Annotated in this window: 9 protein-coding genes; 2 read left to right on the forward strand and 7 right to left on the reverse strand. The window is 41.2% G+C overall.

Going from position 1 to position 13,590, the window contains the following annotated elements:
* Positions 1–95 precede the first annotated feature (95 nt).
* On the reverse strand, positions 96–839 hold the full coding sequence (locus VB732_RS00130) for a response regulator transcription factor (RefSeq protein WP_104905330.1): 744 nt from the start codon (positions 837–839) through the stop codon (positions 96–98).
* Between the two features lie 156 nt (positions 840–995).
* Here VB732_RS00130 and VB732_RS00135 point away from each other — a divergent pair, with 156 nt between their 5' ends.
* Positions 996–2,060: a YheT family hydrolase gene (locus VB732_RS00135; RefSeq protein ID WP_323228780.1), complete on the forward strand. Its 1,065-nt coding sequence runs from the start codon at positions 996–998 to the stop codon at positions 2,058–2,060.
* 91 nt (positions 2,061–2,151) lie between these two features.
* On the opposite strand, the gene VB732_RS00140 is transcribed toward VB732_RS00135, so the two are convergent.
* Together VB732_RS00140 and VB732_RS00145 are read right to left on the reverse strand one after the other, a co-directional pair.
* Positions 2,152–2,319 (reverse strand): hypothetical protein, encoded by a 168-nt coding sequence (locus VB732_RS00140; protein WP_323228781.1) that lies wholly within the window; start codon positions 2,317–2,319, stop codon positions 2,152–2,154.
* Between the two features lie 77 nt (positions 2,320–2,396).
* On the reverse strand, positions 2,397–2,624 hold the full coding sequence (locus tag VB732_RS00145) for a hypothetical protein (RefSeq protein WP_323228782.1): 228 nt from the start codon (positions 2,622–2,624) through the stop codon (positions 2,397–2,399).
* Between the two features lie 459 nt (positions 2,625–3,083).
* On the opposite strand from VB732_RS00145, the gene hetI reads away from it, so the two are divergent.
* Positions 3,084–3,803 carry a 4'-phosphopantetheinyl transferase HetI gene (gene hetI / locus VB732_RS00150; RefSeq protein WP_323228783.1) on the forward strand — a complete coding sequence of 240 codons (720 nt, stop codon included), beginning with the start codon at positions 3,084–3,086 and terminating at the stop codon, positions 3,801–3,803.
* Positions 3,804–3,865: 62 nt separating this feature from the next.
* Here the strand turns inward: hetI and VB732_RS00155 are convergent, their stop codons facing one another.
* The 4 genes from VB732_RS00155 to VB732_RS00170 all read right to left on the reverse strand — a co-directional run bounded on the left by VB732_RS00155 (position 3,866) and on the right by VB732_RS00170 (position 13,323).
* Entirely contained in the window at positions 3,866–4,669 is an 804-nt protein-coding gene (locus tag VB732_RS00155) for an SDR family oxidoreductase (protein WP_323228784.1), read from the reverse strand.
* A gap of 569 nt (positions 4,670–5,238) precedes the next feature.
* Positions 5,239–6,753, reverse strand: coding sequence for a thioester reductase domain-containing protein (locus VB732_RS00160; protein WP_323228786.1), 1,515 nt, complete (start codon positions 6,751–6,753; stop codon positions 5,239–5,241).
* A gap of 2 nt (positions 6,754–6,755) precedes the next feature.
* Positions 6,756–8,432, reverse strand: coding sequence for a PfaD family polyunsaturated fatty acid/polyketide biosynthesis protein (locus tag VB732_RS00165; protein ID WP_323228787.1), 1,677 nt, complete (start codon positions 8,430–8,432; stop codon positions 6,756–6,758).
* Between the two features lie 142 nt (positions 8,433–8,574).
* A complete protein-coding gene (locus VB732_RS00170) occupies positions 8,575–13,323 on the reverse strand; it encodes a PfaB family protein (protein ID WP_323228789.1) in 4,749 nt (1,582 codons plus the stop codon).
* Positions 13,324–13,590: the final 267 nt, after the last annotated feature.

The raw sequence follows: 13,590 nt of genomic DNA on the forward strand, positions 1-13,590 counted from the left end.
GATATGACTCCTGAATTCTGTTTGATAAAATTTGTAGGCTAGCACAGCTGCCTACAAACGTGGACACTCACCACTCAGTACTGCTTGGGTGATTTCTATTCAACGACTGTTACTGAAGCTCCTTCATTTGATGGAGGGATACCGGGTAACTCAAGACAGTATCCAGCACCATATACTGTTTTGATATAGCGGGGGTGGCGAGGATCTGGTTCTAGCTTAGTTCTCAAGTGGCGAATATGCACTCGAATCGTTTCTATGTCATCATCAGGATCATAGCCCCAAACTTCTCTGAGGATTTCGCTAGGAGAAACTGTTTGACCGTGGCGTTGTAGTAAGCAGTGAAGTAGCTCAAATTCCAAGTGAGTCAATTTCACCGTTTCATTGAACCATATTGCCTCAAATCTTTCGGGAACGAGGGTTAATGAGCCATAGTTGAGAATTTCACTGTGCTTTGCGGCTTGGGGAATCCGGTCAGTCCGCCGCAAAAGTGCCCGCACCCGCGCCAGGAGTTCTTCAACTTCAAAAGGCTTGGTGAGGTAGTCATCTGCGCCAGCATTGAAGCCTTCCACCTTATCCTGAGTTTGGCTCAAAGCCGTCAACATCAACACGGGAATCTCAGAAGTGCGATCGTCGCGGCGCAGGCGTTGGCAAACGGTAAACCCATCTACTCTGGGCAACATTAAATCGAGCATGATCAAGTCTGGTTGCAGCTGGAGAGCCAGCGCTTGACCTTTGATGCCGTCTTCAGCTTGACTAACATCGTAGCCAGCCATTTCCAAGTTGACGGCAACTAGTTCTGAAATCGCTGGGTCATCGTCTATGACAAGAATCCTCGGCATTCTTAAAAATTATTACTACTTATTAAGGATAATTAACAACCTTTGATAGATACAAAGATTTTTGAATCAATGATGAAAAAGTTTTTAAATCTTACATAAATATTAAGATTAAATGACTGTGAAATCAAGACTCAATTACACGAAATCTTATAGTCTATGATGTGTTATACTCCCCCCTACAATCCGTCTTGGTTTTTACAAAACGGTCTGATCATGACTGTATACACCGCTTTGTGGGGAAAGCGCCACTGGGAAAGTACTACTAAAGACCCAGAACCGTCTTATCACGAAAAAATATTCATTGGTGGTCAAGGTGTGCCAATTTTTGGCTTGGTTGCCATCCCGGAAAATGCTCACAGTACGATTATCGGTACTTATGGCATTACTGGAGAGCTAGAGACTGAATGGTTTTTGAGGGTGCTGGGACGTAAGGCTTACGCTCAAGGGTATGCGATTGTGTTATTTGATTGGCGAGCCCACGGCAAAACGGCCGAATTGTCCCCAACTCTAACTTCTGATGGTTTGTATGAGGGGGAAGATTTTGTTCGCATCGCTGCTGCTGCTAAGGAAATGGGATGTCCGGGTAAATTTTGGTTTACAGGGTATTCTTTAGGAGGGCAATTAGCACTATGGGCGGTGAAGGTTGCTGGTGAGGTGATTAAGGAGAATGAAGATTTAGGATTAGAAGATAGCGATATTGGCGGTGGTATGGTGATTTGTCCGAGTTTGGATTCGGAGCGATCGCTATCTTATCTAGTTAAACAGCCCTTTGGCAGATATTTGGAAGCAGGAATTGCAAAAAATTTAAAAAAACTGGCATGGCGGATTCATGATGCTCATCCTGGAAGCCTTGACTTTGCAGCAATTGAACGGGCAAATAGCATTTGGGGTTTTGACAATGAACTGGTAATTAAGCGACTAGGTTTTCCTTCCGTGGAAGCATATTACCAAGCTAGTAGTGCTTTACAAATATTGCCGCAAATCTCGAAACCGACTTTGATTTTATATGCTGCCGATGATCCACTTTTTGACCCAAGTATCATACCGGAATTAGAAGAAGCTTGCGATCGCAATTCCGCAATAGATTTGTTACTCACTCAGTACGGCGGCCATGTTGGCTATTTGAGCAGCAAAGAGTGCCAGCGTCAAGTAAACGATTCTGATCTTTGGTGGGCATGGAATCGGGTTTTACAATGGTTGGAGGAAAAGCGAATAGGGTAAGCGAGAAAATATTCTAGTTGCTAGGATACTCGACGGATGAAGTCGTATTGTTTGGAAGTCCAAAATAGAGAAAATAGCATTGGCTAAGAATTTACCACAATATTATTGGTAAACCAGCAATGACAGAAGCAATACCTGTCCAAAGAGTAAAGCGCTCAATATCTACTTCATCCAAAGCAACGCTCATTTCCTTAATTGCTAATACAAGCGCTGTCAGTAGCAGCACAAAGAAGGCAAGGTACTCAAAATTAATTATCATTCATCCTCGCTATCTCTAGAAAAAAGTAGTTCTAATAGGTTTTTAACAAGCTTTGGCAAGGGTTTTTTGTTTCGGATTTAACAATTCTGGCTAAAAATTATTGAAGAGATATCTACTTCAGATAGCCAAATCATAGTTTCATAGCCAACCCTACCCATTTCTGGCTCTGGCCCCATAGGCATCTCCACCAAATATTCCCATCTATCTGACTCAAATCGGTAGTTGTTGATGACACCTTCCCCACCCATAAACCTTACTGTTTGACCTTTGCAAAGCTTAGGTACTGACAAAATACTTGCAGACATTGCTCGTAATTCCTTGGAGTAATACTGTAATAGCTAATGTTCTAGCCAAAAGAAAATTTCTTATTCTCTGTCAAGGGTTTTAATGTATTCTATTTCAGAGGGTTTAGCCTTGAGTTAATGCTCATACATCTAAAGTAATAAAAATGGCACGTAAATCACGTAAATATAAAGCAATTCTATTTGAGTTGTGAAAAATATAGATTAGGAAACGAACCGCCAAGGACGCAAAGCAAAGAAAGAAGAAAGAGATATAATTTTCACGAATGATTTAGGACTGCTATAGAGCAATAAATCACGATATTAGTCAGCAAAAGCGATAAGCCTGACGGCATGGCTACGCTTACCGCGTTGGTCTGGCGCATAGTATAGTAGCGCTAAAGAATCAAACCAGATCCACCGATAATAATTGTCGTAATTAAACAAACTACTAGATTAAAATTCCCTTGACTTTTTGACTCAATGACCGCTTCTAATGATATTTGGCTACCTGCACCGACAGATTTAACTTTGTTACCGGATGAGATTCATGTCTGGCGCATAGAACTTGACCAACCAGAAGTACAGCTGCAAAATTTAGCAGCGACTCTTTCCAATGACGAAAAGGCTCGTGCTGAACGGTTCTATTTTCAGGAACATCGACAGCGTTTCATTGCTGGTCGTGGTATCCTACGAACAATATTAGGTCGCTATTTAAGTATCCAGCCTTTACAAGTGCAGTTTAATTATCAACAGCGTGGCAAACCAGTATTAGCAGATACATTTGCCGATAGTGGACTGGCGTTTAACTTGTCTCATTCCCAAGGGTTGGGTTTGTGTGCGGTGAATTGTACCCACCCAATTGGTGTAGACCTAGAATATATTCGCCCGATGTCTGATATTGAAGCTCTTGCCAAACGGTTCTTTTTACCGAGAGAATATGAGATGTTGCGATCGCTATCTCCCAACCAACAGCAAGAGGTATTTTTCCGTTACTGGACTTGTAAGGAAGCTTATTTAAAAGCAACCGGAGACGGACTATCCCAGTTAGAGCAAATTGAAGTATCGCTAACTCCCACAGAACCAGCCAAGTTACAGATAACTGAAGACTGGAGTCTTTTTGAACTAGTACCTGCAAACAATTATGTTGCTGCCGTTGCGGTAGAGAATTTTGGCTGGGATTTGAAGTGTTGGCAATACTGATGTTGACTAAGCTCATCTCCTGCATGAAACAAGAGAGATATTGTGGACAAATGACAACCAGCTTACTTATCCTCCTGCATATTTCGCACAATTTTTGTCACTAAGTTTCTAGGTACAAATCTGACGCTTTTTGCAAGTATTGCATTGAGCAAACCAGGAATGACGATGGTTTGACCCTTCATTAAGGCACGAAAACCAACTTCAGCTACTGTTCGTGCATCCATCATCCTCTTACCCTTGAGCAGCTTAGAGTCAGCCATTCCAGTTCTTTCATGAAAGCCAGATTCTGTTGAGCCTGGGCAAAGAACTGTCACAGTGACACCAGTACCTTCTAATTCATTAGCGATCGCTTCCGAAAAGGATAAGATATAAGCTTTAGTAGCAAAATAAACCGCCATCAAAGGCCCTGGTTGAAAAGCAGCAGCCGAAGAAACATTCAATATTTTACCTTCACCTTGCTTTACCATGTGCTTTACAAATAGCTTGGTTAAATGGGTGAGACACACCAAATTTACCTGTAGCATTTCCAATTCAGCAGCTAAGTCTGTTTCGTGAAATAATCCATAGATACCAAATCCAGCATTATTTACCAGTACATCAACATTAATATTGGCGAGTTGCAACTCCGTGAAAATTTCTTCAGGAGCAGTTGATATAGATAAATCCTTAACAATAGTTTTGACAAGATTTCCAAATTCTTTTTGGAATTTAGCTGCAATTTCTACTAGCTTTGGCCCGTTTCTGTCTACTAAGACTAGATTGTAATCATGAGTGGCAAAAATACAGGCTAATTCGTAGCCAATTCCACCGGCTGCCCCAGTAATAAGAGCAGTTTTTTTGCTCTGACTTTGATGTGTTTTGTTCATGTAAAAATATTGGTGAATTCAACTTGATGAAGCTGCCTTGCATTTACAGTGGTTCTCGTTCTACAATTAAGTACGCGTAATATTTGAACCGACAATAACTGTCTTAAGTTATTACCCTTTCAAATGCTTGTGTAATGCCTTGGATAAATGTAACAGTCCAAACGTAAATTTAGGACTTATACATCAAATAAGTGGAGCATTAAAATTGTTCGGTGATTTCAAACTACTAGCACTGGCTTTTGATTAATCACAGCAGCCAGCAGATAAAATCAAACTGTTATGCCCAACACTAACCATTCTATCCTCAATTGCTTCTGTCAAGGGGTGAATCCTGAAAGTTTACATTATTGAGCATAAAAAAACAGGGCAATTATATTGCCACTGTTGGTATATAAGTTGTTGCTGGCATTTGAAATATTAACTATTCAGCAGTACTGAGTTTTAAAAAAATCGACTAAATAAACTTGTTTTGTTGTAGTTGTAGGGTGTGTTACGGCTTCCGTAACGCACCGAAAGTATCCGGGATAGTGCGTTACGTTCCTAACACATCCTACGCAAGTTGTGAACTCCTAAGCGAGATTCAAGAAACCACTTTGAATCAAGTAGGCGGTATAAGTCATAAACAATTGAGAGTCAATTGGAGGACAAGCAATAGAACTACCTGCCAATGCGTGAAGAGTATCTTGGCAGCTAATATGAGGTCTTCTAGCTTGTAAATACAAATCAGGAATAGTTAGTTGTTCATCAGACCAACGTTCCAGCAAAAATGGTCGCAGAGTGTACAAAGGATTGTCAGCAGAAGTCACATTATTGATTAACTCAGATTGCCATTTTTCATAAGGAATCATTTCAACTGAATAACCAAAAGAGCGTATCCACTCAACTAGCATTTTCAAAGCGGCAGGTTGGGGATGTTGTAAATTGAAAGCTTTCCCGATGGATTCTTTCTGCCGTGATAGATAAACAATCGCTTTACTTACATAGTCCACAGGTGACATATCCAACATATAATCTACATCAGGGAAATATCCCATTTGTAGACAACCTTTGGTCATCAGATTGATAAAGTCGTGTGTGTTACAAATACCTGTTTTGCTATCACCAGAAATCAGTGGTGGTCTATGGATAGTTACAGGCAGTCCACGGTCACGAGCAATTTTAACTAACTTTTCAGCTACCCATTTTGTTTGTGAGTAACCAAGATAAATACCTTCCCAATGATTGAATTCATCCTGCTCTTTGACAACCTTGCCAGCATAAGCAGTGGATTCAAAAACAGCAACACTAGAAACGTAATGTACAGGTTTGACTTTAACTTGACAAGCTAATCTCAAAACTTCTTGAGTGCCTAAAACATTGGCTGCTTTCAGTGCTGAGTATGGGAAAACATAATTCAACAAAGCAGCACTATGATAAATGGTATCAATATTTGCAGCTAAGACTTGAAACTGTTCCGAAGCAATACCTAATAATGGCTGAGATAAATCGCCGACAATCGGAATAATTCTGGATGTAAATTCTTCCTGCCAAATAGCATACTGTTCCAGATTTTTTTGGAGTTTGCTTTTGCCTTCTTCGGCATTAGCAGCACGCACTAAACAATAGATATCCGCATTAGTTTCTTGTAGCAATTCCCGGATGATAAAAGCTCCTAAAAAGCCTGTTCCTCCAGTTAAAAAGATATTCTTAGGTTCACCCACAAGCACATTAGATGCAGCGCCGGGATGGATGGTGGGGTCAAGAACAGCCTCAGCACCTAAATCTAGAACAGTGGGTGCAGCGTTGGCATTAGAGGCTACTACCTTTGTATCTTGAACTGGTGAACCTTCTTGCACTTCTTCAGCTAAACGCTGTGAAAGAGCTTCAATATTTGGGTAATGCCACAGAAGCAATGGAGACGGTTGAAATCCTAGTAATTTTTCTAAGTTACTTACTAGAATCATTGCTTGGGCTGAATCCAACCCATAGTTTTCTAAATGTTCTTTGATATCTATTTCATCAGTTGCTACTCCTAGCAACTTAGCTAAGTTAGATACCAAAAATATTTGAATATCTTCTGCTGTGAAAGACTGTTTTATAGTCATTTTTAAATCTCCAACAATGATGTAGAACGAACAGGGTGATACTGACTGTAATAATCGGAAGCTTGCAGTCCTTGAATTTTCAAATTTTGGACACGGTACAAAAAGGCTGCACCAGTCATAATTTGATTAGCAACATCAACTACACCACGATTATTTGGTTCAGACAGATAGGAACCGCGTACCCAGTCATTGAAACCGCCCATCGCTGGGCCACACCAAATTTGATAATCGACTTCTCTACCTTTTTCACCAGAACTAGACCAGCGAGAAGATAATCCTAAATACCAACGGAAAATCAACGCCATTTTCAGTTTAGGATTATTGACTGCTTTCCCAAGTTTCTCAGGGTTCTTTTGGGACAGATAAGCCGCAGTTCCTTCCCATACTTCAGCAATAGTTTTGCGAAAAACTTGTTTTTCTAATTTCTGTCTTTCTGCCAAAGGAATCTCTTCGATGGAATCATAAGCGCGGTAGAGTTCAAATAATTTTTGCGCTCGCATGGGGAACATTGTACCCCGTTTGAGAACTTGCAATTTGACTCCCATTTCAAACATATCTGCTGCTGGGGCCATAATCATATCAGCCATTTCAGCTTGGGCTAGTAACTTTTTGGTATGTTCACAAGCCCCAGATTCAACGCATGACTGATTAATAGAACCGGTCATTATATAAGCAGCACCCATCATGAAAGCTGCTAATGCTGATTGTGGTGTCCCAATTCCCCCTGCAACGCCAATTCTAATGGGTGTTTGGTAATGATATTGTGCTTGAATTTCATCCCGCAAGGCAATAATAGAAGGTAACACACAAACTAGGGGACGGTTATCTGTATGACCTCCAGAATCAGCCTCGACGGTAATATCATCAGCCATCGGAACTTTGGCTGCAAGGGTTGCTTGTAACTCAGTAATTAATCCTTGTTCAAGGAGTTCTTTGATTATTCTGGCTGGTGCTGGTTGCAGAAATTTAGTCGCAACTTCTCGGCGAGAAATTTTGGCAATGATTTTATTTTTGATTTCAATTTGATTGGTGCTATTCAATCCCAATCCAGCAACACGGTAATAAACAATGTTGGGGGTCAAGTCGAGAAATGCAGATGCTTCTACTGTTCTCACTTGATATTTGAGATATAAATCCACTGCGCGGCGTTCAATCGCAGGTTCGTTGGGGCTGTGAATTAAATTAAATGCGTAAGGCCCTTGAGGTAAAGCTTCTTGAATGCGATTTATGGCTGCTTCCAAACGTTCTGGAGTTAAACCACCTGCACCAAAGGAACTCAAAATTTGTTCTTTTCCGAGTGCAATGACCATTTCTTCGGAAGCAATTCCGCCAGCCATTGCGCCGGTAACGTAGGCATATTTCACTCCATAAGAGGAGAGAAAATTCGGATCTCCAAATTGTTGAATGCGGATTGGGGCTGCAAATGTTAGCAGTTCTACTTGTGCTGTTGTGCCATTATCACCAGGGGATAAATAACCCTCATTAGTGACACCGATTTTTCCGGCAACTTTCACGATGTAGCAGGGTTTATTTAACACCATCAATTTATCTTTGATGGTTTGTTTCTCAAAAGATACTGTTTCTAAAGAACCTTTCCAAACTTGGTTTTTGTTATGCGACCAAGTGGAGAAGTTAAGACCATTATCGTGTTTACTTAGTACCGTATCTACGGTTGTCACGGTAGTTATCCCTCGGATTACAATTATTAAATAAGGGGAGTAGGGAGTGGGGAATAGGGAATGGGAAAGAAATATTTTCCTTTTATCAGTTCACCTTTCCCCTTACCCAAGGTTATTGACGGTTGAAGTATGTAGACTTATGTCAAGATTCTTCGTTAAGCAAGTTTTGGGCGCAAGCTAGTTGCAATTGAATGATTTCGCTCATTTGCTGACTGTAATCTTGTCTAGCTTGTAAGAAGGCTGTGTGTGCTTTAGTTATCTTTGAATTATTAGCATTGAGCTTTTGATACTGGGTCTTATTTAAATCGAACATGCTGATGATGCTACTAATTTTTTGAGTTCTGACGGGTGAGAAAGAAACAGGAATTGGCTGTCTTATTGCGCTTGACTCAGAAGATTGTAATTGTTCTCTCGCTTCAAAAACGTTATCAATGATATTTTTCGGTTTTACTTCTTCTGGCTGAGGCAAGATGTTAGGGGAATGACTTTCTTGTTGAGTTATGTGGTTGGAAGTGTGAAGAGAATCTGTAATTTCAGATTGTTGGAGATTAGGTATCTTTGGATGCTGTATTTTGAAGCGATCGCTCCTAAGATCCCCAGCAAAATCTTCAACAAGTTTACGATTTTCTTCGCTCAAAATTGTAGCTGCGATCGCTTTTCCACCCAAGGTAACTGTTCTCAATGTTGCTTTACTTGAATTAGCACTTTCTTGAGCTTTGTTGTACAACGGTGATAAATCCACATTCACCTGATGACTGAGTAGTTTTGCTAATGCTTTAACCATCGAAGCATGGTCATCCATTCCCCTACGATTCAGAGAAACTGTGATATGTTCTTTGTTGCCGAGAATTTTGTCAATCCATCGTGAACAGACACTACCGGCACCTGCTTCTAAAAATATTTTGACCCCATCACCGTAGACACGATTAACTAATTGCGGAAAATCAAGTTCTTGGCACAATCCTTTGGCGATATTATGCGCTATGGTATCGCTATCAAGTGCAACTGGTTGATAATCGGCGGCAGAATAAAACACAATCCCAGGAAGATTTTGCGATGGTAAGCTATTTACCTTCTTAATTTCCTCGAACTGCGATCGCATCGCCTCACAATGTATCACATGGTCGAAGGGAGCGGGGAAAGAATTACAACCTAAAGTTGCAATCACTCGCTTACAGGCTGCATCCTCACCAGCAATTAATACTTCTTCTGGTGTGTTGATTTGAGTTAAGTAGACGTGATTCTCATGTTTCAGACATTCTCTAACTTGAGATGGAGTAGCCATGAGAACATAAGTATTCCAAAAATTGTTGTTTGGTGAATCTGTTAATCCCCAATATTCACGCACAGCATTTTTTGGCCCAGATAACTTATCACCAAATAGAGGTGATGAGTTTAAGGTGTTACTTCCACCCTCAAAATCACTCCAAACTCCTTGGGCAACCATCATACTAGTTTCACCCAAGCTATACCCAAATACAGATTGCGGCTTGACTTTAAAATCATCTCGGAAAATTGCCGTCATGTATCTAGCAAAGGCGATTTCACTTTCAAACATTGCTAGGGAGTCATCTAACAATTGCTTTTCGAGAGTTTCTAGTTGCCTGGTTGTCAATTTAGGTAAGCTTCTGGGATAAACCAGCTTTTCAACATCGGCAGCCCGATTGTAGAGATTGTTACTTTTTAAGTCCTCGAAGACTTTCGGAAATAACCGGAAGACAGTTCGACCAATGCCGATATAAGAATTGACTGCTGCGGGGTAAACATAAGCAACTGCTCCAGTTTTACCCAATGGTTTCGCTGTGAAATAACTTCCTATTGGTGTTTGCCAATCTGTCCCTTTCTCAAAGGCATTATTTACACCTTTGCGGGCAGATTCAATTTCTTTGAGTAGTTCTTTTGTGTTACGTCCTGCGATTGATAAGACATATTTTGCATCGGATTGCTGCTCAAAGGTAGCAAATGTTTCGCTGGCGGTAGCTGATAAAGAAGAACTAGCTTCTATGGATTTTTGGAGATGGTTTAGGATATCGGGTATAGTGGAGCGATCGCTAACTGCGATAGGAAACAGATGAAAAGGCATTTGTTGCAAATATCTGTTGTCGCGCTCCTCTTGGCTGGGTTCCTCCGATAAGATTAAATGGGCGTAACTGCCATCTATACCCATGCTATTAATTGCTGCTATTCTGCGTGTGCCGCCTTTATCGACAAACCAAGGTCTTGATTCCATCGCCACATAGAAAGGACTACCTTCCCATACTTGCGGTGTTTTGACACCAGACCATTTGGGGGTGGCGGGAATATACCTGTAATAAAGACAGAGAGCGGTTTTGATTAAGCTAGCAATTCCCGATGCTGTATAGGTGTGGCCGATATTGGATTTAACGCTACCTAACGCACAATGCAAACCATTGCCCACTTTCGGATAAGCTTGCAGTAAACCTGTGATTTCGGCTTCATCCTCCTGGGGAACGCCGCTACCGAAGACTTCTACATAGTTAACCTCTGTGGGTTGAATCTCCGCCATCTCGAAAGCTTGTTTGCAGACATCACTGATAGCTGAAGCATCAGGTTTTACCAAAGCGTCACTCAAAGTAGAATTACCTTGTGCAAAACTCATGGCATCAATTACTGCATAGATGCGTTCATTATTTTCCTTAGCAGCTTCGTAGCGCTTGAGGACGACAGCACCCGCACCTTCGCCAACCGTCCAGCCATTAGCTTGTTGGTCAAAACCCAACGTGTTGACACCCGTATTAATTGGTGCAAATTGGCTGCGGAACAAGACGTTTTCCACACCGCCGGCTAAATCTACCGCACCCACAACGACTGCATCAACTTCACCCGTAGCGAGTAGCATTTGGGCAACTTCCAACGCTTTGAGGGCAGAATTTTCGCCAGCGCTGACGGTGAATGCAGGGCCAGTGAAATTCCATAAAGCAGAAATCCGACTTGCCATGATGTTGGCGATGTGACTCACATATTCGCCGATTTCTACTGGTTGGTGAATGCTATCTTTGACAATGGTTTCTAGTTGCGCCAGCTGTTCAGCAGGTAGAGAAATTCCTTGGTTGAGTAAGCCGTCTTTAACTTGCCAAGATAGATTCCATCTTTGCTGTAGCTGATGTACGGAAAATTCTGTCTCGGCGGCGACTATAACCGCTACATTGCCACCCTCCTGTAGTTTCGCATCTTTGACGGCGCGATCGCTAACCTTCAGGAGCAATAATTGTTGTGGGTTTAACTTTTCGATTTCATTCGGTGGGATTTTGCACGATAAAGTATCGATTTCAAAATCTTTGATGTATGCTCCTACTGGTGCTTTCCCGTCTGTTAAACCGTACTCTTTCAGGACACTTTCTTGATTTTCTATACCATGCCATCTTTGAGGCGGTAAAGAAGTAAAATGCTGTGTTCCATCATAAATACTGCGTTCAAAAGCATCTAAGCCATTGCAGTTACCAAAAAAGGCATCCATGCCGACAATGGCGACTTTAGTAGGTGGAACAGGTGGAGTTGATTCAACTGATTCTGCTGTATTTCCTTGTTCTAAAATCAGATGAGAATTAGTGCCGCCAAAACCAAAAGCGCTAATAGCTGCCCGTTTTATTGGTGCGTGATTATTAGGCCATGCTGTAGCTGTTCTAACAATTTTGTCGGCAGAAATCGTACCTTTTTCTGAAGTCAAAGGTTCCGAAACATTCATGGTTGCTGGAATTACACCATGAGACATACTCAAAATCACTTTAGTCAAGCCAACCATGCCAGCAGCAGTTAGCAAGTGACCTGTATTTGCCTTAGCAGAACCTACCAGAGGCGCAGCTTGATTTTGACCAAAAAATGTTTCGATAGAGTTGAATTCGGTTGTATCCCCTAGCAATGTGCCAGTGGCGTGACACTCTAGATAATCGATGCTTTTCGGACTAAATTTCGCCTCATTGTATGCTCGTTCAAAAGCTAAAACTTGTCCTTTAGGATTCGGACTCAGTAAGTGCTTACCTTTGCCATCATTCGAGAGTCCATTACCGCAGATAGTGGCGAGAATATTATCACCATCTCTAACGGCATCAGAATATCTTTTCAGCATCACCATCCCAACACCATCGGCGGGGATTAATCCTCTAGATGACTTATCTAAGGGACGGCTGATGCCGTTTTCTGCATACCCTTGAACACCGGAAAATAACATCCGCACAAATAGCGAATCTGCACAACTTATGGCTCCAGCTAACATGACATCAGCTTTGTGTGACCATAAGTAATGAGATGCTAGTTTAATCGCATAAAATGAGGAAGAACAAGCAGCATCCAGACATAAATTAATCTGGGATAGAGATAAAGCTTGAGCAACGATAGATGCTGGTAAACCAGATATCATCGCATTGTATAAAGATGCTTTGGTTGCCCTTGGTACAGCTAAATTAAAGTCTTCATACTGCAAAAGTTCTCTGACAGCAGGATTAATAGCTTGCTGGTAAATTGGAGAGAATAATTGATTAGATAATTTTGTTGGGAATGACAAATTACCTAAAATTACGCCACATTTTGCTAGAACAGTTTGATTACCCCAATAACCACTTTGTTCAATTGCTTGTTTAGCGGCATATAATGACCATTTGAAGGTGTTATCTAAACCAGCAACAAATTCTGATGGTAGATTGTATTCAGATGGATTAAAATCGAAGTTGCGGATGTATCCGCCTTTGAGGGAATAAGTTTTGTCTGGTGTACCTTTAACTGGATTGTGAAATATTGTCGGATCTACTCCGATTTCTTCGACGGTTGCAGAGGATGTCGAATCTTTTTGATTAACAATGTTTTGCCAGTATTCTTCAGGATTCTTTGCATCGGGGAATAGGCATGATAATGCGATGATGGCTATTTTTTCCACGATTTATATGCTCCGAGTTTGGGTATTTAGCAAGAGATAATTAAAAGGCAGGATTTACGCTGTTCCCCAAACTTCAAACGAGGCAAATTATAACAATCCTAAGATTAAGCTAGCCCTGATAGTTCGTAGTAAAGACTTTAGTACTTAGCACAACATTTCATGAATTCTCTGCGAACCTTTGCGTTTCCCTTTGCGCCCCTTTGCGTTTAAAATTTAACCCTCAATTCGCCACAAGTTCACACAAATCTGTACTTATAAAACAAGGAC

This window comes from Nostoc sp. UHCC 0252 (assembly GCF_034931145.1).
GTDB lineage: Bacteria > Cyanobacteriota > Cyanobacteriia > Cyanobacteriales > Nostocaceae > Nostoc.